Source organism: Candidatus Eremiobacteraceae bacterium, assembly GCA_035710745.1.
Lineage (GTDB): Bacteria > Vulcanimicrobiota > Vulcanimicrobiia > Eremiobacterales > Eremiobacteraceae > JANWLL01.
Map to the genome: position 1 here is coordinate 25604 of DASTCX010000013.1, position 23083 is coordinate 48686.

A 23083-nucleotide genomic window follows, 5' to 3' on the forward strand; every position below is an offset into this window, starting at 1 on the left:
GCGCCGATGTGACGCCGCTCACGCTGGGCCGCACGGACGCATCTTCAGAACCCCAGCCGATAACGTACGTGAGCGGAGGATGTGACCGTGAAGAATGGACCTAGCGTCGCGAATGCGGCGAGCGACAAGACGATCCAACACGCCAAGATCCGCGGCGTTTCGATCTGGTTCTATATCATCGCCGGCTTGCAGCTGCTGTCGGCGTATCAGGCGTATCAGGCCGGAAGCGATGCGCTTGCAGCCGCCGGAGCGACGATCGCCGTCGTCGACCTGCTCATCGGCGCCGCGTTCGTCGTGCTCGGGTACTTCGCGGGCCAGAGACATCCGTGGGCATTCGTCGCAGGCATCGTGCTCTACGTGATCCGCACCGCCGTCAATCTCATCCAGTTCTTCAGCCCGATCGCGCTCCTCATCCGTCTCTATCTCACGTATCGAATCTGGCAAGGCTTGCAGGCCTGTCTGGCCGCGAATCGCGCCGATCAAGCGATGGCGATGCTCAACCAGCGGCGCCTCGTCATGCCGACGACGTCTCCGGCGACATCGTTTGCGTCGAGCGAGCCTGCCGCAGCGGCGCCGGCACCGGCACAACCGTGGCGCCCGGCGATGCAACAGTCGGAGCCCGAGACGCCGTAGATCGACGGCGCCGTATGCGAACGCCGGCCGTCGAGCCGGCGTTTTGTTTTTGACCACACATGATTTTGTAGCGGTCGAGCTTTAGCTCGACCGTCTGACCTGCGGGATGCGATGCGGCGCTACCAGAAGAACGGGCGTCGCGTGATGGGGCGTAGCCAAGCTGGTAAGGCAGCGGCCTTTGGAGCCGCCATGCGAAGGTTCGAGTCCTTCCGCCCCAGCACACGCATCCGACGGCGGCATGCCATCGTATACTAGGGCGGGAGCATGCAATTTGCCGCGTGACATCGCAGACGACCGGCTGATCGAGGCGCTCGGCCGCCAGGACGTCGGCGCGCTCGAATCGTTCTACGACCGCTACGGCAAGGTCGCGTATTCGCTCGCGTACCGGATCGTCGGCGAACGCGGCGTCGCCGAAGACGTCGTCCAGGACGCGTTCCTGTCGGTCTGGCGTCAGGCGAAGTCGTATCGACCTGACCGCGGCAGCCCGAAGACGTGGCTCATGGCGATCGTGCGCAACCGTTCGATCGACAAGCTGCGCTCGCACGCGTCGGGTGCGAACTCCGTCTCGATCGACGAGATCCCGGAAGATTTCGGCGCCGAGCCCGGACCCTGGCAGCAGGTATGGAGCGACGTGCGCGGCACGACGGTTCGCGACGCGCTCGAGCGGTTGCCCGTCGAGCAGAAGAAGAGCATCGAGCTCGCGTACTTCTCGGGCTACTCGCAAACAGAGATCGCCGACTTGATGGGCGTGCCGCTCGGCACGGTCAAGGGAAGGATGCGGATCGGTCTTCAGAAGCTGAAAGCGATGCTCGAAACACCGGAATTGGGGGTGAGCGGCATATGATCGAATCGGATCACGTGCTCGATCTCACCGCTGCGTACGCGCTTCGCGCGCTGTCGCCCAGCGAGCAGAAGGTGGTTGAAGAGCATTGCGCCTCGTGCGCATCGTGCGCGGCCGACCTCGCCGAAATGAGCGGGCTCGCGGCGACGCTGCCGCTCGCGTGCGAACCGATGACGCCGTCGGCGGCGCTCAGGAGCAGGCTGCTCGCGCAAGCGCGAGGAGAAGCGGCGGCAGGCCAGGTGCTGCGCAATTCGCAGCGCCGCGCCGTCATGCGGGCGAGCACACCGTGGTGGGCCGGCCTTGCGGCGGCGGTATTTCTCGCAGGCGTCTCGCTCAACGTCTCCGCGATGATCGAGCGCTCTCGGATGGACGCGCAAGCGGCGTCGGCCTCGGCGCAGATGGCCGCGATGCGCGACGAGCTCGCGCTGAACAAAGGTGCGATCGTCGAGATCGCCGCCGCTCGCAAAGTATGGGATATGAGCGGCGGCAAGCCGTCGCACTGGTGGCACTGCACGCTGGCGCAGCCGTTCGGGAACAAGCCGGCGATGCTCGTCGCCTCGATGCCATCGATGCCGCAAGGAAAGACGTTCGAAGTCTGGGTGATCCGCGGCGGCAAGGTCCACAGCGCGGGGATGGTGGCCGCCGGCAAGACGAGCATGATGCACATGCCGATGCCTGTCCGCAAGGGTGACGTCGTCGCTTTCAGCGTCGAGCCGATGGGCGGCAGCGCGACGCCGACGATGCCCTTCGCGATGTCGCAATCGCTCGATTGAAGTAGTAGGCCGACCGAAGGTCGGCTGCCGAGCTTCGCTCGGCCGACTACACTTTTACGTCAGCGGCTCGTTCGCCGAGCTGGATATACACCGAGTCCGTGGCGCCGACGTAGTTCGCGCTCGGCCGGATGAGCTTATTGTCGGCGTACTGCTCCATGACGTGCGCGCACCAGCCGGCGATGCGGCTCATCGCGAAGACGGGCGTGAAGTACGGCGTCGGGATCCCGAGCGTATGATAGACCGACGCGCTGTATAGGTCGACGTTCGGATACAACTGCTTCTGCGTCCAGACGGCTTGTTCCATACGCTCGGTCATATCGACCCACTTCGTGGTGCCGGCGCGGGGCCCCATGTCTTTGGCGATCCGCTTCAGTTCGGTCGCTCGCGGATCGTACGCGCGGTAGACGGCGTGGCCGAACCCCATGATCTTCTCGTGCGCGGCGAACTTGCGCGCGACCCACGCGTCGACCGCGTCGACGGAGCCGATGTCGAGCAAGTTCTCGATGACGCCTTCGTTGGCGCCGCCGTGGAGCGGACCTTTGAGCGTACCTATAGCAGACGTGATCGCCGCGTACATGTCGGAGAGCGTCGCGGCCGTCACGAGGGCCGAGAAGGTCGATGCGTTCATCCCGTGATCAACGTGGAGCACGAGCGCCGCATCGAGGGCGCGGGCAGCCGCCGGATCCGGCTCGGCTCCGAACATCATGTAAAGAAAATTCGCGGCCGTGTTGAGATCGGGGCGCGGAGCCAGCGGCTCTCGATCTTGGCCGATGCGATGGTATGCGGCGAGAATGGTGGGCAACATCGCGGTGAGCCGCATCGCCTTCTCAAGCGTCGCGGCGGGCGACATATCTTTGACGGCCGGATCGAAGAGCCCGAGCGCCGAGACCGCCGTGCGGAGGACGTCCATCGGGACCGCTTGCGGCGGCAGTTCTTTGAGCAGCGCGAGAAGCGGCGCCGGCAGCTCTCGCCGCTGCGCGAGCGCAACGGTGAACCGATCGAAGTTCGCGCGCGACGGCAGCGCGCGATACCACAGCAGGTACGCGACCTCTTCGAAGTTCGAATTGACGGCGAGGTCGTGGATGTCGAAGCCGCAGTACGTCAGCTTGCCTGCCGCACCGTCGATCGACGACAGGCGTGTGTCGCCGACGACCGCGTTGCGCAGTCCGGCTCCGTTCTCAGGAGTGCTCGTGGGCACGTTCGTCCTCTTCGATAGGTGCTCGGCGGATGCGAAGCGCATCGCTCGATAGATATAACGGGATTTTCGGTGCTTTCGCGACAGCGCACTCCAAGGAGCGCCTTGCGAGATTGCAGTAAAAGTCACAGCCTTTCGCGGTTTTGCTCGCTGGTCGGCTAAGCCCATCGTCACACTTTCACAGTCAACGAGGAGCGCCATGCGCAAGAAAGTCACCATCGTCGGAGCCGGGAACGTCGGCGCCAGCACGGCGCATTGGATCGCGGCAAAAGAGCTCGCCGACGTCGTCCTCGTCGACATCATCCCGAACGTGCCGATGGGCAAATCGCTCGATCTGCTCCAGTCGCTGTCGGTCGAAGGAAGCGACGTGCGCGTCGAAGGCGCGAACGATTACGGGCCGACCGCGAACTCGGATATCGTCGTCATCACCGCCGGCCTGCCGCGCAAGCCCGGAATGAGCCGCGACGACCTGCTTCGGGTAAACGCCGGCATCGTCGCGACCGCGACCGAGAACGCCGTGAAGCTGTCGCCGAACGCGATCCTCATCATCGTCACGAACCCGCTCGACGCGATGTGCGAGGTAGCCCGCAAGACGAGCGGCTTCCCCCGCGAGCGCATCCTCGGGATGGCCGGCGTCCTCGATTCGGCCCGCTTCGCGACCTTCATCGCGTCCGAACTCGACGTAAGCGTCGAGAACGTCGGGGCGTTCGTGCTGGGTGGACACGGCGACCAGATGGTGCCGCTGCCGCGCTACTCGACCGTCGCGGGAATCCCGATCACCGATCTCATGGATGCGGCGACCATCGACCGCCTCGTCAAGCGTACGGCGCAGGGCGGGGCTGAAATCGTCAACCTGCTCGGCACGGGCAGCGCCTACTACGCTCCGGCGCGCTCGATCGCGGACATGGTCGACGCGATCCTCAAGGACAAGAACAAGATCCTACCGTGCGCGGCCTACCTCAAGGGCGAATACGGCATCAAAGACCTCTTCGTCGGCGTGCCGTGCAAGCTCGGCGCAAAAGGCCTCGTCGAGGTCATCCAGATCAAGCTCACGGCCGACGAACAGGCTGCGCTGCAGAAGAGCGCCGCGGCGGTCAAGGAGCTCGTCGACGCCCTTGGAGCGGCCGTCTGACAAGGAAAAAGGCTCATCGCCGATAGGCCCATGCGGGACGGGGTTGGGGCGCCGGTCGCTTTCCGGCCGATGTTATAATCAAGGATGATGAAGCGATCGCCCGCCGGTGAGGCAGCTGCTCGGCGCCGGTATCAGCGGCGCCGGATGCGCGTATCCGTTTCTATCCAGACCGACGATGGAAAGATGGCGTCCGGTACTGCATCGGACGTGAGCCTCGGCGGTCTTCGTCTTGCCACGTCCGACCAGCTGACCGTGGGCGACAAGGGCTACGCGCTCGTCACGGTCGGCCAGGGTGAGACGGTCAGGGCCGACATCGAGATCGTCTGGCAGCACGGGCCGAACGGCACCGCCTCGAAGACGTATGGCATCCGTTTCGGCGCCCTCAACGGTTCGGAGCGGTTCGCGCTCCTCGAGGCGATCTACGCGCCGGGCGGCCAGCCGCAGTTCCTCGGCGTCGTCGACGGCTCGGGCAAAGCTCCCGCGGAAGGACGCGCCGCCGCGAGTCTCCCGGCCGCGCACCACCTTTATTACATGCGGCTTTTGCGCCGCATCGAACAAGTCCACAAGCTGTCGCCTTCCGATACTGATCGCGTCCTGTTCTCGCGTCTATACGAAGGCAAGTCGCTTCAAGACGCGCTCATCGAGGCGAAGATCATCAACGACGACCTCTACGACGCGTTCATGGGCGCGGTCTACGACGTACCCTTCATCGACCTGAAACGCGACCGTCCGAGCGTCGGCGTTTCCGACGCGGTGACGGCGAGCGTCGCCTCGACGCAAAACGTCATTCCGATCGCGCGCGACGAAGGCAAGCTCGTCGTCGCGATGGCCGATCCGATGGACTTGCCGACGCTCGACTTGCTCCAGATGCGCAACCACCAACAGGTCGAGGTTCGCTTCGCGCTCATCGAAGACGTCGAGACTGCGATACGCGATGTCTATCAAGGCGCGCGGTTGCAGTCCGCCGACCGGCTGCTCGACCTCCTTCCCGGCATGGCCGCCCTCGAGTCGTTCAATGAAAACGAAGTCGAGGATCTCGAGACGCTCCGCAAGCTGTCTGATGCGACCCCGATCGTCTCGATCGTCGACTCGATGCTCCGTTCAGCGGTCGACGACGGCGCGAGCGACATCCATCTCGAACCGCAGACGGACAAGACGCTTGTCCGGTTCCGGCTCGACGGCGTCCTCCACTCGATCCGAACGCTTCCGAAGGCGGCGTATCCGGCGGTCGTCTCGCGCATCAAGATCATGTGCCGGATGGACATCACGATCCGCCATGTGCCTCAAGATGGGCGAGCGTCGATGCGCTACGCGCGCAAAGATTTCGACCTTCGCGTCGCGTCGATCCCGACCGTCGACGGCGAGAAGATCGTCATCCGTCTGCTCGAGAAGAACCCGTCGTACAAGACGCTTCGCGCGATCGGCTTCTCCGAGCGCAATTTCGAGCTGCTCGAGCCGATGATCCATCGGCCGCACGGCATGATCTTGTGCTGCGGCCCGACCGGCAGCGGTAAGTCGACGACGCTCTTCGCGGCGATCCAAGAGATCAACGACGGCGCGACGAACATCACGACGATCGAGGATCCGGTCGAATACCGCGTGCAAGGCGTCAACCAGGTCGAGATCGCGACGAAGCGCGGCGTGACGTTCTCGTCGATTCTCCGCTCGGTCCTCCGCCAAGATCCCGACATCATCTACGTCGGTGAGATCCGCGATCGAGAGACCGCCGATCTCGCCGTGCGCGCGGCGCTCACCGGCCATTTGCTCTTCTCGACGCTCCACACGAACACGGCGGTGCAAGCGATAGCGCGCCTTATCGATATCGGCGTCGACCCGGCGCTCATCGGCTCCTCGCTCATCGCGGTCGTCGGTCAACGGCTCGTCCGCCGCATCTGCGAGCGCTGCAAAGAAAAGTACGAGATCCCCGCTGACGAGGCGGTGTTGCTCGAAGAGATCCTCCCGCTCGTCGCACCAAAAGAGCTGTACCGCGGCAAGGGTTGCCATCAATGCCACGGCACAGGCTTCAAGGGCCGGATGGCCGTCCACGAAGTCGTCATCATCGACGAAGGCCTGCGCCGGCTCATCGCAAAGGCGGCCGACTCGACGCAACTGCTCGACTACGTCGTCAACGTCCAGCAGTTCGCCGACCTGCGCGACGATGCGGTCCAGCGCATGCTCGACGGGGCGACGACGCTGCAGGAAGTCCTGCGCACGACCGTCTAGACAGCAGCCCTCATGGCCGCTGATCGAGACTTCGGATTCTCCACAAGAGCCCTGCACGCCGGAACGCCGCCGGATCCGATCACCGGCGCGCGCACGACTCCGATCGTCATGAGCGCGAGCTACGTCTTCGAGTCGACCGAGCACGCCGCGAACCTCTACTCGCTGCGCACGTACGGGAACATCTACTCGCGCATCAGCAATCCGACGGTCTCGGCCTTCGAGGAGAAGATAGCAAGCCTCGAGGGCGGACTCGGCGCGGTAGCGACGTCGTCCGGACACGCGGCGCAGCTCGTCGCCGTGCTTTCGCTTGCGCAAAACGGCGACCACATCGTCAGCTCCGCTAACCTCTACGGCGGATCGGTGACGCAGTTCTCGGTCGCGTTCAAGCGGCTCGGGATCGAGACGACGCTCGTGCCCGGCGGCGAACCGGATGGCATGCGCGCCGCGATCCGGCCGAACACGAAGGCGCTCTACGTCGAGACGATCGGCAATCCTCAGGGCACGATCGGCGACATCGAAGGGCTCGCGAAGGTGGCGCATGCGGCCGGAGTGCCGCTCATCGTCGATAATACGTTCGCGTCACCGTATTTGTGCAGACCGATCGAGCACGGTGCCGACATCGTCGTCCACTCGGCGACGAAGTTCATCTGCGGGCACGGCACGGTCATGGCGGGGGTCGTCGTCGAGTCGGGCAGATTCCCATGGAGCGCCGGCAAGCATCCGCTCTTGTCGGAGCCGAGCCCCGGCTATCACGGCATGCTGTTCACCGAGACGTTCGGCGAATACGCGTTCCTCATGAGGGCGCGAGCTGAGGTGCTGCGGGATTTCGGCCCCTGCTTGTCGCCGTTCGACGCGTTCTTGCTCATCCAAGGAGTCGAAACGCTCGCCATTCGCATGGAGCGTGAAACGGCAAGCGCCGCGACGATCGCCGCCCATCTGGAAAAGCACGACGGTGTGGCGTGGGTGCGTTATCCTGGTTCGGCGTCGAACCCGCAGCGCGAGCTCGTGCGTAAGTACCTGCCGCGCGGAGCGGGCTCGATCTTCACCTTCGGACTGCGCGGCGGCCGAACTGCTGCGGTGGCGTTCATCGAGTCGCTCCAGCTCTGGAGCCATCTCGCCAACGTCGGCGACGCGAAGAGCCTCGTCATACACCCTGCCTCGACGACGCATGCGCAGCTCAGCGAGGACGAGATGGAGCGCGCCGGCGTCACGCCGGACATGGTTCGCGTCTCGGTCGGCCTCGAGGATGTCGACGATCTCATCTGGGATCTCGACCGGGCGCTCGAAGTCGCCGGCAAAGCCGCCGGAGCGGCGGCGCGTTGATCCTTCGCACCCCTGCGGAACGCCGCGAGCTGCTCGAACGGACGAAGACCGTCTTCATGGTCGGGGCGAGTCCGAACCACGTGCGCCCGAGCTACTTCGTCTATCGGTATCTGCTGTCGCACGGCTTCGAGGTGTACGGAGTCAATCCGAATGCTGCGTCGATCGACGGCGACGCGTGCTACCCGTCGCTATCGGCATGCGCGAAGGTGCACGGAGCTCCGGACGTCGTCGACGTCTTCAGACGGAAAGAAGAAGTGGTAGCGGTCGCGCGCGATGCGATCGCCGTCGGTGCGAAGGCGATCTGGTTCCAGTACGGCGTCATCAACGACGAGGCGATCCGCATCGCCGACGAGGCGGGATTATTCGTCGTCTACGACCGGTGCATGAAGGTCGAGCACGCGCGTTTCCACGGCGGTCTCACCATGACGGGGATGAACTCGGGCGTTATCTCGTCGCGCCGGCACCGCTAGTTCCGACTGAACCTGTGCGCGGGGCCGAAAAGAACGACGTAGACGCGGTTGCTGAGTTCGACGCGCGGTTCGAGCCACTCGCCGAGTTGCGGGCGCATCGATTCGAGGTACGATATCGCCCGCCGGTTCGGGTCGACGTAGTAGTACTGATTTTCGATGTACCAAACGCGCGTCTTGGGGTTATCGCTCAGCCATCTTGCTAGCGCTGAGACGGAAGTCGGCCCGACGATGGGTAGTTCGGGGTGATCGACGTACGTCGAACCGTAAGCACCGGAGATCTCGTCCATGTAGCCCTGATCGAAAACGATGATATCGCTGCGTTGTTCGCGCTGCTCGAAGATCGACTGCACCAAGTTCCAATCGGGGAACTGATACAGCGGATCGAAAAGCACGTTCGTCGTGCAGAATGCGAGCAGGGCAAAAATCGCTCCGCCGACCGCGAACGCCGCGATGCGCACATTCGGCAGAAGAAGATGCCGGTCGACGACTTGGCCGACGCCGATCGCGAACACGGGAAGGACGGGCAGCAAGTAACGCGGCGCGGCGAGGAACTTGCCGCTGATGAGGCTCAAGACGACCTGGAGGGCCGCGACGAGCAGCCAGAACGGGAGAACCGTCCGGCGGGCTGACCACGCGGCCCAGACGCACATCGCCACGACGATGAACGTCACGACGACATCAAAGCCCGGCGCTCGGATCCACGCGAGCGGTGTTCCGTCGAGCACGGCGTCGCGGGCGATCGTCCACCACTCGATTGGCAGCGACGCCGTGCCCGCCACAAGGCCACCGCCGGGGAGCTGCCTGAGCATGTATGGCAGCCACGGCAAGAAGCTTAGACCGGCGAGCACAGCGCCGGCGGCGGCAGGCCATGCCGAGCGACGTTTCGCTAGACCATAGAGAAACTGGCAAGCTACGTTCAGGATTCCGAGGTAGTGGAGATACGGCTGGGTTATCGCGCAGAGCGCGAACAATGCCCATAGAACGATCCGTCGCCGGCCTTCCGCGCGCTCCGCTTCGATGAGCAACCACCACGAGACCGCGACGAGCGCGTCGAATACGACGTACATCCTGTAGATGCGGTCCCAGAGGATCGACGTCGGGTCGATCGCGATGATCAGCGCGGCGACGCCGGCAGCCACGGGGCCGAAAAGCCTTCTGGCGATCGCCCACGTCGCGACGATCGTCACGAGGGCGAACGGCGCGGTGAAATACCGATACCATTCGTGCGGCCATCGATCGCTCGGCATGTGGAGCCCGACGAGGAAATGAGTGATCGCATAGAAGAGCGGTGGATGATAATCTGTAGCGGCTAGGATCGATATCATATCGCGCAGCGGTTGTGTGGCCACTTGAAATGTGTGGATCTCGTCGACGTAAATGCTGCTCGAGGTCAGACCGATGAGCCGGGTCGCGGCTCCGATGACCAAAGCGACGACGAGCATCGCGTAGCTGGGGTCGATGCGTTTGATCATTTCCGATCGAGTATCGCGACGGTCACCGTCTCGCCGGTCGTCGCCCGGTTGAACCGCTCGACTCCATCGATGCGATAGTAGGGGTTCAGATCCTTGATGAGATCATCGTTCGGATCGACGGCGCTTGCGCCGAAGAGCACGAGCCACACCCGCTTGTAGCCCCTGATCTTCTCCGTTTTCGCAGCCGCGACTGGTCCGCCGCCGTCGACGCCGATCTGCGCGAACGGCGTGGACGGCGCGATACGCTTCAGGACGAGCAACGAGGACGGCTGCTCGGCGACGACGGCATCGCTCGCCGAAGCGCGCGCCATGACGAAACTCCAGATAGCCGGCCAGTCGGCGGTATAGAAATACGGATCGGTCGCTCGGACGATCCCGTACGCCGCAACGGCGGCGACGATCCCGACGACCCCGAGCGCGGCAGGACGTCGCATAGAAGCAAGGTGCGCTAGCGCGACGCCGAGCCACGCGCACGCCGCGTAGCCGAGCATCAAGAAGTAGCGGTCGAGGTACAGTGATTCATGTTTCGCAAGACTCACGAGCACGACGAGCACCGACGATAGCCCGAGCCACGGCAATGCCGTGCCGCGAGAGAAGAAGAGGGTGGTGGCGAGAGCAACGGCTAGACCGATGACGGCGATGATGTGGATCGGATCGAGCCAAACGTCGGTCTCGGGGTGGAGCAACGCCTCCCCGGGGATCCGGAAGATCGCTGCGGCGGGGTGCTCAAGACCCCACGGCCACGACTGTCCGCCGAACGACATCTGGTGGGTGAAGGTGGCCAATTGCGGAAGGAATGCGACGCACGCGACGACCGCTCCGACGACGGCCTTTGTCAGCGCGGTCCGCTCGCGGATCGCGATCCAGATAAGCTGCGAGGCGAGCACGAACAGTGCGAGATACAGCAGATACATGGATGCGATCGTGCACGCGACCCAACCGCACCACAGTGCCCGACGTGCGCCGACCGCCAGGTCATCGCGCACGACGACGAGCGACAAGAAATACCAGCCGAGGAGCTCGAAGGTGGAGAAGGGCGCGTACATGCGCACCCAGGTGTCGTAGAAGACGATCGTCGGCATCACGGCGGCGAGCGCCATCGCGATGAGCGCCGGCGTTCGACCCGCCCACAAGTTCACGATCGCATAGACGAGGACGACGGATGCGACGCCGAGAGCGACCATGAACAGGCGCGGCACGATGTCCGGCGCGTTGAGTGCCTCGAACGGACGAAGGATGACGAGGATGAGCGGCGGGTGGACATCGGCACCCATGAGCGGGATGCCCTGACGAAGCGGCAGCCCGGCCATGTCGAGCGTGAGCGCTTCGTCGACCTGAAGCGGTCGTCTCACTGCTTCGACGATCCGTAGCGCCGTCGCCGCGGCGAGGATCAGCCAAAACGGCGCGACGGCCGTTATACGACGATTAAGATCAGTGGACGTCGTAGACGTCCGCCGTGTCATCCGGGGCGAGCAATGATGGGGGCGGCGGCCTACAGAGTCCCATTATTGTGTCGGGATCCAAATACACATCCCGCGTTCGGACTTGGTCCGAAGTGATTGCGATTGATTGCCCCGAGCAGTCGTTCAAGTGAAAGCCTTCCTTGCTTGCTATCACCTGATAGTCTCCAGGCAGAAGGCCTAAGAATGCATAGAAACCGTTCGCGTCCGATTGAGTCTGGATCGTCCCCGCAGGCCCGGTAGCGACCACCAGGGCCCCGGCGGCCGGGCCGTTCGCATAAACGTAGCCGCGGACTCCACCGCCGTCCGCCAATGAAGTCGCTGTCGAAAAGAGCAAAGCGAACAATGCAAGTGTCGCAATACGCTTCATGGTCGCGACGTTTCGTTGCCGCCTGCGGCGAGTACTCGCGTCGGCAGAAGCGTGAGCGCTGACGTCATCGTGCGATCCATCAAAGGCGGATGAGGGTTTGCAGGAATCCGGCTATTTCGTGAAACAGTTATTATACGAAGTGAGCGACACTCAAAAACGCCCGGCCCTCATCGACGCCTTTTCGGCCTATATCCGCCTCGAGAGGGGCCTCTCCCAGGGCACTGCGGTGGCCTACACGGGCGATTTGGACGACTTCGCCCGGTTCCTCGATAAAGGCCGCGACGAGGCACGGCTGGCCAAGGCTGACCTCAGCGACGCCCGCCGCTACGTCATGACGCTCATGGGCCAACGCAAATACTCAGCGGCGGCTGTCCGGCGGCGGATCGCCTCGCTGCGGGCCTTCTTCAAATACCTCAAACGGACCGGAAAACGGTCGGACGACCCGCTGTCGGACTTCAAGCCGCCCAAGGAGCCCAAGACCCTGCCGAAGGTGCTGACCGAGCGCGAAGTCGCCAAACTGCTGGCCGCCAAGGTCCATACCGACGACGAATTCCTCTACGCCCGCGATCATGCGATGCTCGAGCTGCTCTACGCCGCCGGCATCCGAGTCGCCGAGCTTGTCGGGCTCAATACGGCGGACGTCGATCGCGAGCGACGGACGCTGCGCGTCACCGGCAAGGGCAACAAACAACGGATGACACTTGTCAACAAGACCGCCGTTCGCGCGCTCAATCGCTGGCTTGCGATCCGGCCTGCGTCGCAGACCGATGCGCTCTTCGTGAGCAAATCCGGCAACCGGCTCTCGACGCGGATGGTGCAATACATGTTCCGCGCGCTCAAGAAGGCAGCGGGCATCGAGCGCTACGCCTCGCCGCATACGTTGCGACACTCGTTCGCGACGCATCTGCTCGAGCATGGCGCCGACCTCGTCGTCATCAAAGAGCTGCTCGGTCACGAGAATCTGAGCACGACGCAGATCTACACGAACGTCTCGCTCGAACACATCCGTCAGACGTACGACGACGCGCATCCGCGAGACAAAGACACCTGACGCCGTGAAATGACGGAGCGACCGGTCCCGTGGAAGGCCGGCCGCTCCTGGGCGGGGAGAGAAATCGTCGAGAGGAAGCCGAGGGCGTGGGCAGTCGCCCTCGGCTTTTTTTGGTCTACGTCAGTGAGTGGTCGTCGTCGATTCTATGTGTCGTTCGGTGAAGAACATGTGGTCGCCGCCCATCTCGCTGAGATGGAGCAGGATCTCGCCGGCGGTCGGTGAGCCGGATGGACCTTTGAAATACATCCGATCGTGGGTCTGCTCGTTCTCATGGCCGCTGGACATGGAGCTGCGCTGCTGCGAAGTCAACACCGCTTCCATGCGCTGATGCGTCGACTGCATGATCGACATCATCTGTTGCATCGCTGCCTGATGCGTCGACAGCACCGCCTGCGCCTCGCCGGGCGAGAGCGCTGCGTTCAACTGCTTCGTCGCAGCATCCCAATCGGGGTTCGGAGAGACCGCAAGATTGCCGACGATCTGCGCGAGCAGCTGCCGGTGAGCGGGCGTGATCGAGCCGAGGACTCTCGAACGAGCCTGCGACATCAACTGCTGCATCTGCTGATGCGACTGATCCATGATCTGATGGATCTGTTGCTGTTGGGCCGGCGTGAGGTTCTGGCCATCGAGATCGAAGGCCATGCCCATGCCGGGCGGGGGAGGCATCGGAGGCATCGGAGCGGGCGCTTCGCCGGCGACCGCACCCAGAGGAAGGCTGATGACGGCGACGGCGAATATCGCCGGGATGAGGTTTCTCATAGGAGCGAGTATACGACCGACACCTTACGGCAGCGTGTGACGGGCCGTCTTCTTCTTCTGCCGGCCGCTTCGTTTCACAGGGCCCTCTAAGGCGGATTTGGTCCGATAGACACATGACCGCAAAGCAGGGCGTCCCCGTCGCCGCGATCGCCGCGCACTGCGCGCTCGTCGCGCTTTGGCTCGTTCTCGCGGTCGGGATCTCCGCATTCGCGCTCCATCTGAGCACGTCAGCCGTCAACTACGGGGATGTGCAGCTCGCGGATGCCGCTTCGGGCCTCGGGCGAATGGCGGCGTCGCTCAGCGCTGCCGGCGCGAGCGAGGTTCAGCTGACGACATCGATCACCGCTGCGGCGAAGGCGCGCGGTCTTTCCGTGTCGAGCCAGAGCATGCCGCGCCCACCAGAACCCGACCCGCGCTTGCCGGTGCCGCCGCCCTTCGGACTCATGGTGCCGACGCAGATCCTCAGCCCGTCCGGGCCGTTCGAGTCGCCATCAGCGGTCCTGCACGTCGCCGACACGATGTTCGTCTTCCAGCTTGAAGACGATCCCGTCATGAACGTAGAGCGTTGGTATGCTATCTCGATGATCGCTCTGTTCGTCATCGCGATCCTCGTGTCGTTCCTCGTTCAGCGCCGGACCCTGCGCCGAGCGCTCGCGCCGGTCACGACAATCGAGTCCGCGCTTCGCCGTCTCGCCGTCGGGGAATACGCACGCCTCGAGATGTTCGGCGACGAATCGAGCCCGGGCGTCGTCGGCGCCTACAATGCGGCGGCTGATGAGCTTGCGTCATCGATCCGTTTACGCGCCGAGGCTGAGGCGAATCTCCGCCAGTTCGTCGCCGACGCCGGCCACGAACTGCGGACGCCGCTCACAGTCGTCATGGGTTTCGTCGACGTCCTGCGCCAGGGGGCGATCGCCGAACAAGCGCTCGCGCAACGCATTCTCGACTCCGTCGCCGTCGAAGGCGAGCGCATGCGCCGCCTCATCACGCGCATGCTCATGCTCGCACGGCTCGACGCGGTGGCGCCGGAACGCCGAGAGTCGGTCGATCTGTCGCAAGTGGTCGCCGACACCGTCCAGTCGTTCGAACCGCTTCGCGGCACGACATCGCTCGCGACGAAGCTCGACCCCGATGTCAGCGTCGCCGGCTCGGCATCGGACGTCCGCGAGATCGTCGGCATCCTCGTCGACAACGCGATCAAGTATGCGCCCGGCTCGCATGTCGTCGCGTCGACGACGCGCGACGATCGTTACGGGATCCTGACTGTGACCGACGACGGTCCGGGAATGCCGCCTGAACTACGCGTGCGCGCGTTCGACCGATTCTCCCGCGGCGACGAGCGCGGCTCGGTGCCCGGTTCCGGCCTTGGCCTCGCGATCGTCAAGCGGATCGCCGTGCGTGCCGACGGCGACGTCGATCTCGAAAGCGGGCCGGGAAAAGGCACGCAGGTCCGCGTGCGACTGCCGATCGCGGACGGTTTAGTCCGCGGCGTCGGCGTGCAGTGAGTAGCCGGCCGAACGCACGGTGTGGATGAGCTTGCGGCCCTGACCGCCGTCGATTTTCGCGCGCAGATACGAGATGTACGTCTCGACGACGCCGATCTCGCCTTCGTAGTCGTGACCCCAGACGATCTCGAGCAACTGTTCTTTGCTGAAGATCCGGTGCGGCTCGCGCAGCAGAGTCACGAGCAGCGAGTACTCGCGATTCGTCAGCGCGATCTTCGCACCGCCGCGGCGCACGTCACGCGATTTCACGTCGACCGAGAGGTCGGCATGCTGCAGCCGTTCGGGTTGGGCGCTCATCGTCGGCCGGCGTAACGCGGCGGTGATGCGCGCGATGAGCTCCGAGAGAGCAAAGGGCTTCGCCAGGTAATCGTCGGCGCCGAGCTGCAAACCCGTTATCTTGTCGTCGACGTCGCCTTTGGCCGTGAGCATGATGATCGGCGCCTGCGTGTGGCTGCGGATCGCGGGCAGCAGCGAGAAGCCGTCGGCGAACGGGAGCATGACGTCGAGCAGGACGACATCGGGCTGCCAGCCGTCGATGACCTCGCCGACAGCTCTGCCGTCGGCAAGCACCTTGACGATGAAGCCTTTGCGCTCGAGCCCGAGCTGCAGCATCTCGCGGATGTTGCGCTCGTCATCGATCGCGAGGACCTTGGCGCCGTTGCCGTCCATGTCGAGCATCTTTGCCAGCATAGCCACAGATTCTTGGAGCGCCCTGTGAACCTTCGCTGATGTAGCGGTCGACCTTCAGGTCGACCCTCGCGGTCTTGACGTTGCGGGACTCGTCTCCGGTCGAGCTAAAGCTCGACCGCTACGCTAAACGTCGCGCTTGTTGAAGCTCCAGATGCCGAGCAGTAAGACCGCGACGATCCAGCCGGCCGACCATATCAGAAATGGCCCCGTCGGCGGGGTGGACACCGTGATCGGGTTGGCGCCCTGTGTCGTGCCGCTCATCGCGGCGATGAGAACGGGCTCGAGCGCGAACGCCGCGCCGCGCCAGAGACCTCCCGTCGGAACGAGCAGCGTAATGGCGGTACAGGCGTGCTGCAGACCTTCATTGTGGAATATCGCGGCGGCGGTCGATCCTGGTTGCGCGAGCCACGACACGCCGTAGAGGACGAGGGCGATGATGCCGCCGGTGATCGAGGCGAGTCGCGTCGAAAGCGCGAGCGCAAGGGTCAGCAGCGCGATCGCCTGGAACGCGATGAATCCGAGCGCGACGATCGGATGAGGCGGCACGTAGCCGGTGATGAGGCGCACGACGATGAGCTCGAGGCCGCCTGCGCCAAACGCGTACAAGGCGAGCAGCACGGAAAGCCCGAGCCACTTGCCGAGCAGCACGTCGCTGCGGCGGATCGGCCGCGGAAGGACGACGAGCGCGACGCCGGATTCGACTTCGCCCGCGATCGACGGCGCTGCGAGGAACGCCGCCCCGACCGCGAGCACGAAGCTGAACATCTGCGCGAGCATGATGACGAGGATCGCGTACGTCGCTGCCGCCTGCGAAGGCGATGGGCGGCCCTCGACGATCGACATCGCATGCAAGCGCTCGAAGCCCCATCCCGAAAGCCCGATGACGAGGAGCGAAAGCAACCCGACCGCCAGGATGACGCGACGCCGCGCCGCTTCGCGCAGCGTCAGGCTAGCGATCGCGAGCAGCGGCATCAGCGGATCCATGAAGCAATCGGATGAACTGGTCTTCGAGCGACCGACGATTCGGCTCGACCGCTGTTATCCGCGCGCCGGCGCGCACGAGAGCGGCGACCGCGTCAGGGACTTGTCCGGGCGTCACGCCGCGGAGGACGATCGCCCGGCCTCCTTCTTCTTCTGCCGCCTGACCGAATGGCTTCAGCGTCTCGAGGAACGCCGGCGATGCCGCCTCCATCTTTATCCGCACCGACCAGCCGTCGCCCGTTATCTCTGCAAGCGGCCCGATGGCGATGACGCGACCGCGGTCGACGATCGCCACGCGATCGCAGACCTGCTCCACCTCGGTGAGCAGGTGCGAATTGAGGAACACCGTCACGCCGCGACGCTTGAGCGCATGAAGTACGTCGCGCACTTCGCGACGCCCGACCGGATCGAGCGCCGACGTCGGCTCGTCGAGCAAGATGAGCTCGGGCTCGCCGATGAGCGCGACCGCGAGGCCGAGACGCTGCTGCATTCCTTTGGAATACGATCCGACGCGGTCCGAGGCGCGTTTCGCGAGGCCGACCGTCTCGAGCGCGTCGTCGACGTGTCTCGTCCGCGCGCCTTTCGAAACGCCTGCCAGCACGCAATGGAAGCCGAGCACCTCGCGCGCGCTGAGCCAATCTTGGTATCGGAAGAGCTCGGGCAGATATCCGACTTTGCGGCGCGTCTCGCGATCGCCGACCGGCGCACCGAGCACGAATGCCTCGCCGCCGCTCGGAAACGTCAAACCGAGCAAGAGCTTCACCGCGGTCGTCTTGCCGGCGCCGTTGGGTCCGAGAAACCCGAAGACTTCGCCGCGCGGAACGCTCATCGAGAGCGCCGCGAGCGCGGCGACGTCCCCGTACTGCTTCGCGAGATCGACCGTGTGAATAGCGGGCGAGGGGCCTGCTGATGCGGACCCCTCGCGCGACACGGCCGCCGTCATGCGCCTATCGAAGCGATTGCGCGATCTCCATGAGCTGCCGCTGCTGCATGCCGCCGCATACTCCGTAGACGATGCCGTTCTTCTGCCAGACGATCATGCCCCCGACGCCCGTGTTGTCGCCGATCGCAAGACCTTGCGCGCCGTCGATCGCTACCTGCTGCGAGTACGATTTGTCGATGGGAACCGGTATCGGCATCGTCGTGCTCGGGTCTCCGATGGCGCGGATTTCGTCGGCGAGCTGCGGCGCTACTCCCGGCATCGCGAGGAGGTAGTCCTCGATCTCGCGCGTCGTCGCTCCCGTCGAGTAGACCCGAGGTGCGACCGCCTCGACGACGACGAGCGGCGGCAGGTTCGAGATGTCATCGCTGGGCTCGCGCTCGACCCGGGTGTTCGCGTCCGACGATTTGTCGTCGATCGTTCCACCCGAGCGAACTTGTTCGGTAGCGCTATGGCGCATCGGTGCCGACGGCAATTGGGCGCCGTAAGTGACGACGATCATCGGTCCGGCGTGGAGCGTGAGGACGCTCCCATCGAGACCCGGCGGCATCGGCGGTATCGGTTTGTGGACCGATGCTGCGTACGCTCGCGCTCGAGCGGCGCTGAACTGGAAGGCTGCAGAGACCGGCGAGATCGCGTAGTAATGCGCCTCGCGTGACAAGTTCGGCGGCACGTATGACGGCAGGCGCGCTGGGATGTGCGTCAGCGCCGATGCTAGCGCTGCTGTGGCGACTTCGCGATGCGCGGTCGCGCCCTGCTGCGCCATCGTGCCGAAGGACTTGAGATCCGGCATGTACTGGAGCTCGCCCTTTGAGATATTGATCGCGACGAACGTGTGCGGTTCGAAGATCGTCAAAAAGCTCTGCGCGAGCGTGCCCATGGGCGTGAACACGAACGCGACCACGAGGACGGCAGCTGCAAGCGCACCGATCGCGGGTGCGACATATCGTCGCCGCAGGGGACCTATAAGGCGCTGCAGTCCCGACGAAACGCTCGGAATGGATGTCTTCTTGCGCGCGATGAACCGGCTATACGCCGAGACCGCGTCGACGCCGCTGGCCGTCGAAGTTCCGAGAGCAGCTCTCGCCGCTTCCGCCTCGTCGGCGACGATCGCAGCTCGCGCTTGGCACTGCGCGCAGCTATCGATGTGACGCTTCAGGTCGGACGACACCGCGAACGGCTCGTCGAGCATTCGGCGCAGCGCGCCCTCATCAGCGTGACGCATATTCGAACTCCTTCTTGAACGCCGATTCCGCCCGGCGAAGCACCGATCCGACATGGTTGACCGGAATGCCGAGCGCCGCTCCGACTTCGGCATACGACATCCCTGAGTAGCGCAGGGCGAGCACCGAGGCGTATCGCTCCGACAGCTTGCTCATCGCAGCGCGAACGGCAGCTGATCGCTCGGCATGTTCGAGCCGGGATGGCGGATCCGTCTCGGTCGCCGTGCCGAGCGTGAGCGGCTCGTCCGTCCGATGGTCGCGCTCCTCGCGTGCCGCGCGACGCCGCCGCGAGCGGATCGTGTTGAACGCGAGATGCACGACGGCCCGGCGCAGCCACGCGGCCGCATACGGCGCATCCGCCGCGTGCGAGCGATGGTACTGGGTGAAAGCCTCTTGCGCGACGTCCTCGGACTCGCTCGCATCGAGACCCGTCCGCATCGCGATCGAGTGGATGCGTGGATATTCGGCGAGGTACAACGACTCGAACGCGTCCGCATCCGTCCGCACGTGCATCGCCTCTTCGACTGTCAAGGCCCAGGCCAATCGCTTCGCCTCCCGGTCGCGCCCTGCTACGCCCTTAGAGCACCGCCGGTCGGCCGGTTGTGACGCCTCTTAGACCGCTATTTCGGTTCCGATCTTCTTGCCTTTAGCCCGCTCGACGGCCACAGCCGCGCAGGCGATGTCCTCGATCGCCATGCCGAGCGATTTGAAGATCGTGGTTTCGTCCGCCGACCGGCGACCCTCCGCCTGCTTCACGACGACATCGCAGAGGCGAACGAGGTCGGGCTGGGCGGGAAGCTTGCCCTCGCGGATCGCGGCGAGGATGTCGCCGGACTCGCGCATCGCGCCTTCGACCGTATCGACGAAGAGGCGCGCGCGGCCGACAAGACTCGGTGACAGCTCTTGCATAGAAGGCGCGCTCGACCCGACCGCATTGACGTGGGTCCCCTGCTCGATATCTGCTTCATCCACGATCGGAATCGTCGACGGCGTCACCGTGCAGACGACATGCGCACCGAGACACGCCTCCCCGATCGTCGCCGACACCGTCGCCTTGATGCCGAGCCCGCTGGCCCAATCGGCGAGTTTCTTCGCGTTGTCGCGCGTGCGGCCCCAGACGCGGAGTTCGCGGAGCATGCCTATCGCCTGGAGGGCTTGTACATGCGACCGGGCTTGGACGCCAGTCCCGATCATCGCGCCGACAGTTGACCCTTCGCGCGCGAGCGCGCGCGTCGCGATCGCCGATGTCGCCGCCGTGCGCATCTCGGTGATGAGCCGGCCGTCGAGCAATGCAGACGGCACGCCGGTCTGTGGATCGAAGAGCTCGATGATCGCGTTGTGCGTATGGAGTCCGAGCTTCGCGTTGTCGGGGAAGAACGTGACGAGCTTCGCGCCGAGACCCGTACCGTCGATAGCGCACGGCATGGAGCCGAACATGCCGGTGCTCGTGCGAACGGCGACCCTGACCGGCTGGATGACTTTGTCTTGCGCTTGCGCCCGAAGTGCGCTCTCGACCGCCTCGATGACGTCCGCCATCGGAAGAACCGCAGCGATGTCGGCCTCCGAAAGGACGAGCATGCGGCGCTCGCTCATGCGGCGAGCGTCAGCGGACGCACCGGAACTTCGCGTAGATGTACGGGTATGCCGAGCGGTACCAGTTGCGGAGACTGCGGCGGATCAGCTCGCGCGCCGTCACCGGCGAACCGCCCTTCACGACGAAGTGGAGGTCGTCGAAGAAGTCGGCTGAGTACTGCGGGTACGTCACCATCGGCTCGAAGCCGGGCAGCGGTCCGAACGGCGTCGCGGTCCACTCCCATCCATTGCCGATGAGGTCGTTGACGCCCCACGCGCTCGCTCCCGCGGGATGCGACCCCACGGGTTCCGGATCCCATGTAGCAAAATCGAATGCGCCGAATTTTGCCGCTGGAGCGCCATCACCCCACGGCAGCGCACGTTCGTCGCCGCCGGGCGTGCCGAACGCCGCGCGATGATACTCGGCCTCCAACATCAGGCGGGCATTTTTCCACGTCGCGTACGCGATCGCCTGATCGCGCGTCGTGTAAACCGGCCACGAGCGACGGAGCGGTAATTCCTCGAACATGCCGAGGATGCGCCACTCGTCGCCGCGCTGCACCCAGAACGGCGGCGGCGGACCCCCGGCGTTGACGAATTCGAGATAGTCGGCGTTCGTCACGCTGTGCGTATCGACGGAAAACGCCGGAACATCGACCCGAAGCTCCTCGAATTCGTTATCCCAGCCGAACGGGATCGCGTCGCGCTTGGCTCCGAGAGTCGCCGCTCCGGCCGCGATACGCACGACCTCGTTACGCGGTAACGCTCCATCTGCGGGCGCGGCGCCGTTGCTAGGTTTGCGCTTGTGCTCGAGCGGCACGCGATGATAGATGTAGAGAAGCGTCTCATGATGCATCTGCTCGTGCTCTAGGATCGTATAGGCCGCCTGAACCGCTCGGCTGCCTGCCGGCGCCGACTCCGCCTGTCGAAGGCAGTCGACGATCACGTCGTCGCACGCTTTGCCGAAGGCGAGTATCTCGTCGCGATCCGGCCACGACGAACGCGTCGCGGCCGCGGCTGCCTTCGCATCGGCCGGATCGATGCCGCGCTGGAAAAGCCGTTCGAGCTCGGGATCGACGGACTTGACGCCCATCGTGTCGCGAGCGAGCGTGATAAAACTGAACGCGGGCAGATGCCCTTCGTAGAAGAGCACCGGGTGGCGCAGCGGGATCGGCCGGCTCGCGTACGCCTGCGCATCGACCATGTCGAAGAGCATGGTCGAACGCTCGCGATTGCGGCGGTACCAATCGGTGAAATCGATGGCGGTCGAAGGTGGATTGAGGACGTCTCGCATCATGCGCTCCTTTCGGCGTGCGCCGATAAGGGGCCGAGGCGCTTCCATTTCACGATTCGCCCGACCTCCCTACACGTTGTATCCGCGAGGATACGTCGCGCTAGTTATGGCCCGGCAATGCTGTGCGCTCGCCGATCAGTTGCGCTGTCGCATGCAGCCAGCGTCGGCCGATACCGTCAAGCGGCCTCACGTATTGCGCGCGCAACTGGTCGAACTGGTTCCAAGCGTCGGCATCGTCGCGGATGAGGTACCCTGCGCGCGTCAAGCGCGAGCGGATGATCTCGCGCTCCGCGGACGTCGTCGTCTCCGGGGCACGGCCAGGCAGATCGAAATATTCTTCGAGATCGTGCGTCAGGTGCATGCCGACGTCGAGAAAAAGCCGCGCTTCGCCGATGGGCGCATCGTCTGGAAGCGTGACCGTCACGAGCAGCGCCGCCGCATCGAGCAATGCCCCGAGCGCGGCGACCCACGACTCGTCCTTGTGACTCGAGCGGAACGCCATGAGGATCGGATACGCCAGGTGGCTGTCCATGACGTCGGCCACCCACAGCTCGCTGTCGCGGAAGAGCGCCGATAGGTCGCGCGTCATCCCAAGGGCGCCATACGTTTCGAGGAGCGCCACGCCCGATGCGGGCGCACCGGCACGCGTGTCGAGGATGACGACGAAGCGCTCGCGCTGCTGGAAAGCGCCGATGATCGAGTACAAGAACGTGATAGCGACCGCGACCGTGCCGATGCCGCTCGCGCCGGCGAACAGCGACACGGCGCGCGTCCATCCGCCGGTCGCGACGAAGTCTCCGTAGCCGATCGTGAGCAAGCTCGTCGCAGAGAAATAGAGCGCTGAGCCGAAATCGGGGAGCGGCGGCTGGACCTGATAGCGCAACCCCCAGAGGATGAGCGAGTACGACACGACGAGAGCGAACAGCCAGATGCCGAGGAGCATGATGAAATAGAGCGGTGCGAGCGGGCCGAGTATGTCTTCTCTCCACTCGACAGGCGTCGCAGCTGCGATTCGCCTCATCGTGATAAAGACAAGACGCGCGAACCAGACGCTGATGCGGTTCACGCCCTGGACGGCACGCGGCACGAGCACTTGCTTGAAGATATCGTTGAGCACCCAGACAACGCCGAACGCCCCGAGCACCACGTAGACCACGGTCATGATCGGATTGTGTG

21 protein-coding genes and 1 tRNA gene are annotated in these 23083 nt (G+C 64.6%); 10 read left to right on the top strand and 12 right to left on the bottom strand.

What is annotated here, in order from left to right; genetic code table 11:
• Positions 1 to 87: 87 nt before the first annotated feature.
• The 4 genes from VFO25_04115 to VFO25_04130 all read left to right on the top strand — a co-directional run bounded on the left by VFO25_04115 (position 88) and on the right by VFO25_04130 (position 2247).
• The gene (locus tag VFO25_04115) at positions 88 to 633 is read left to right on the top strand and encodes a hypothetical protein (GenBank protein ID HET9342092.1); all 546 of its coding nucleotides are present in this window, start codon (positions 88 to 90) and stop codon (positions 631 to 633) included.
• 145 nt (positions 634 to 778) lie between these two features.
• Positions 779 to 851, top strand: a tRNA-Gln gene (locus tag VFO25_04120).
• Between the two features lie 53 nt (positions 852 to 904).
• Positions 905 to 1477, top strand: coding sequence for a sigma-70 family RNA polymerase sigma factor (locus VFO25_04125; protein ID HET9342093.1), 573 nt, complete (start codon positions 905 to 907; stop codon positions 1475 to 1477).
• Positions 1474 to 2247: an anti-sigma factor gene (locus VFO25_04130; GenBank protein ID HET9342094.1), complete on the top strand. Its 774-nt coding sequence runs from the start codon at positions 1474 to 1476 to the stop codon at positions 2245 to 2247. Before VFO25_04125 ends, VFO25_04130 begins: the two co-directional genes overlap by 4 nt.
• A 46-nt stretch (positions 2248 to 2293) precedes the next feature.
• Here VFO25_04130 and VFO25_04135 read toward each other — a convergent pair whose 3' ends face one another.
• Complete coding sequence (locus VFO25_04135) at positions 2294 to 3445, bottom strand: citrate/2-methylcitrate synthase (protein HET9342095.1); 1152 nt, start codon at positions 3443 to 3445, stop codon at positions 2294 to 2296.
• A gap of 196 nt (positions 3446 to 3641) precedes the next feature.
• Here VFO25_04135 and mdh point away from each other — a divergent pair, with 196 nt between their 5' ends.
• The 4 genes from mdh (at position 3642) to VFO25_04155 (ending at position 8590) form a co-directional block, all read left to right on the top strand.
• Positions 3642 to 4574 (top strand): malate dehydrogenase, encoded by a 933-nt coding sequence (gene mdh, locus VFO25_04140; protein ID HET9342096.1) that lies wholly within the window; start codon positions 3642 to 3644, stop codon positions 4572 to 4574.
• 87 nt (positions 4575 to 4661) lie between these two features.
• Positions 4662 to 6797 (top strand): GspE/PulE family protein, encoded by a 2136-nt coding sequence (locus VFO25_04145; protein HET9342097.1) that lies wholly within the window; start codon positions 4662 to 4664, stop codon positions 6795 to 6797.
• Between the two features lie 12 nt (positions 6798 to 6809).
• A complete protein-coding gene (locus tag VFO25_04150; protein ID HET9342098.1) occupies positions 6810 to 8120 on the top strand; it encodes an O-acetylhomoserine aminocarboxypropyltransferase/cysteine synthase family protein in 1311 nt (436 codons plus the stop codon).
• A complete protein-coding gene (locus VFO25_04155; GenBank protein ID HET9342099.1) occupies positions 8117 to 8590 on the top strand; it encodes a CoA-binding protein in 474 nt (157 codons plus the stop codon). The genes VFO25_04150 and VFO25_04155 overlap by 4 nt, the downstream gene beginning before the upstream one ends.
• Here VFO25_04155 and VFO25_04160 read toward each other — a convergent pair.
• Complete coding sequence (locus VFO25_04160; GenBank protein HET9342100.1) at positions 8587 to 10062, bottom strand: glycosyltransferase family 39 protein; 1476 nt, start codon at positions 10060 to 10062, stop codon at positions 8587 to 8589. The genes VFO25_04155 and VFO25_04160 overlap by 4 nt on opposite strands.
• Positions 10059 to 11414 (bottom strand): glycosyltransferase family 39 protein, encoded by a 1356-nt coding sequence (locus VFO25_04165; protein ID HET9342101.1) that lies wholly within the window; start codon positions 11412 to 11414, stop codon positions 10059 to 10061. Before VFO25_04165 ends, VFO25_04160 begins: the two co-directional genes overlap by 4 nt.
• Positions 11415 to 12010: 596 nt before the next feature.
• Here VFO25_04165 and xerA point away from each other — a divergent pair.
• Entirely contained in the window at positions 12011 to 12943 is a 933-nt protein-coding gene (xerA, locus tag VFO25_04170; protein ID HET9342102.1) for a site-specific tyrosine recombinase/integron integrase, read from the top strand.
• Between the two features lie 120 nt (positions 12944 to 13063).
• On the opposite strand, the gene VFO25_04175 is transcribed toward xerA, so the two are convergent.
• A complete protein-coding gene (locus VFO25_04175; protein HET9342103.1) occupies positions 13064 to 13702 on the bottom strand; it encodes a periplasmic heavy metal sensor in 639 nt (212 codons plus the stop codon).
• A 113-nt stretch (positions 13703 to 13815) separates the two neighbouring features.
• On the opposite strand from VFO25_04175, the gene VFO25_04180 reads away from it, so the two are divergent.
• Entirely contained in the window at positions 13816 to 15207 is a 1392-nt protein-coding gene (locus VFO25_04180) for a HAMP domain-containing sensor histidine kinase (GenBank protein HET9342104.1), read from the top strand.
• Here the strand turns inward: VFO25_04180 and VFO25_04185 are convergent.
• From VFO25_04185 to VFO25_04220, 8 genes are all read right to left on the bottom strand, one after another.
• A complete protein-coding gene (locus tag VFO25_04185; protein ID HET9342105.1) occupies positions 15181 to 15897 on the bottom strand; it encodes a response regulator transcription factor in 717 nt (238 codons plus the stop codon). The genes VFO25_04180 and VFO25_04185 overlap by 27 nt on opposite strands.
• 123 nt (positions 15898 to 16020) lie before the next feature.
• Complete coding sequence (locus VFO25_04190) at positions 16021 to 16881, bottom strand: ABC transporter permease (GenBank protein HET9342106.1); 861 nt, start codon at positions 16879 to 16881, stop codon at positions 16021 to 16023.
• The gene (locus tag VFO25_04195; protein HET9342107.1) at positions 16847 to 17821 is read right to left on the bottom strand and encodes an ABC transporter ATP-binding protein; all 975 of its coding nucleotides are present in this window, start codon (positions 17819 to 17821) and stop codon (positions 16847 to 16849) included. Before VFO25_04195 ends, VFO25_04190 begins: the two co-directional genes overlap by 35 nt.
• Positions 17822 to 17825: 4 nt before the next feature.
• Entirely contained in the window at positions 17826 to 19043 is a 1218-nt protein-coding gene (locus VFO25_04200; protein HET9342108.1) for a hypothetical protein, read from the bottom strand.
• Positions 19030 to 19584, bottom strand: a complete 555-nt coding sequence (locus VFO25_04205; GenBank protein HET9342109.1) for a sigma-70 family RNA polymerase sigma factor — start codon at positions 19582 to 19584, stop codon at positions 19030 to 19032. The genes VFO25_04200 and VFO25_04205 overlap by 14 nt, the downstream gene beginning before the upstream one ends.
• A gap of 69 nt (positions 19585 to 19653) precedes the next feature.
• On the bottom strand, positions 19654 to 20634 hold the full coding sequence (locus VFO25_04210; GenBank protein HET9342110.1) for an ornithine cyclodeaminase family protein: 981 nt from the start codon (positions 20632 to 20634) through the stop codon (positions 19654 to 19656).
• Between the two features lie 10 nt (positions 20635 to 20644).
• The gene (locus VFO25_04215) at positions 20645 to 21910 is read right to left on the bottom strand and encodes an SUMF1/EgtB/PvdO family nonheme iron enzyme (protein HET9342111.1); all 1266 of its coding nucleotides are present in this window, start codon (positions 21908 to 21910) and stop codon (positions 20645 to 20647) included.
• A 97-nt stretch (positions 21911 to 22007) separates the two neighbouring features.
• Positions 22008 to 23069, bottom strand: coding sequence for a potassium channel family protein (locus VFO25_04220; protein ID HET9342112.1), 1062 nt, complete (start codon positions 23067 to 23069; stop codon positions 22008 to 22010).
• Positions 23070 to 23083 lie beyond the last annotated feature (14 nt).

Bases quoted from the DNA above. Each gene is read 5' to 3' on its own strand.
- VFO25_04130 (HET9342094.1), top strand. From the start codon at position 1,474: ATGATCGAATCGGATCACGTGCTCGATCTCACCGCTGCGTACGCGCTT.
- mdh (HET9342096.1), top strand. From the start codon at position 3,642: ATGCGCAAGAAAGTCACCATCGTCGGAGCCGGGAACGTCGGCGCCAGC.
- VFO25_04145 (HET9342097.1), top strand. From the start codon at position 4,662: ATGAAGCGATCGCCCGCCGGTGAGGCAGCTGCTCGGCGCCGGTATCAG.
- VFO25_04150 (HET9342098.1), top strand. From the start codon at position 6,810: ATGGCCGCTGATCGAGACTTCGGATTCTCCACAAGAGCCCTGCACGCC.
- VFO25_04160 (HET9342100.1), bottom strand. From the start codon at position 10,062: ATGATCAAACGCATCGACCCCAGCTACGCGATGCTCGTCGTCGCTTTG.
- VFO25_04175 (HET9342103.1), bottom strand. From the start codon at position 13,702: ATGAGAAACCTCATCCCGGCGATATTCGCCGTCGCCGTCATCAGCCTT.
- VFO25_04180 (HET9342104.1), top strand. From the start codon at position 13,816: ATGACCGCAAAGCAGGGCGTCCCCGTCGCCGCGATCGCCGCGCACTGC.
- VFO25_04185 (HET9342105.1), bottom strand. From the start codon at position 15,897: ATGCTGGCAAAGATGCTCGACATGGACGGCAACGGCGCCAAGGTCCTC.
- VFO25_04190 (HET9342106.1), bottom strand. From the start codon at position 16,881: ATGGATCCGCTGATGCCGCTGCTCGCGATCGCTAGCCTGACGCTGCGC.
- VFO25_04195 (HET9342107.1), bottom strand. From the start codon at position 17,821: ATGACGGCGGCCGTGTCGCGCGAGGGGTCCGCATCAGCAGGCCCCTCG.
- VFO25_04200 (HET9342108.1), bottom strand. From the start codon at position 19,043: ATGCGTCACGCTGATGAGGGCGCGCTGCGCCGAATGCTCGACGAGCCG.
- VFO25_04210 (HET9342110.1), bottom strand. From the start codon at position 20,634: ATGAGCGAGCGCCGCATGCTCGTCCTTTCGGAGGCCGACATCGCTGCG.
- VFO25_04215 (HET9342111.1), bottom strand. From the start codon at position 21,910: ATGATGCGAGACGTCCTCAATCCACCTTCGACCGCCATCGATTTCACC.
- VFO25_04220 (HET9342112.1), bottom strand. From the start codon at position 23,069: ATGACCGTGGTCTACGTGGTGCTCGGGGCGTTCGGCGTTGTCTGGGTG.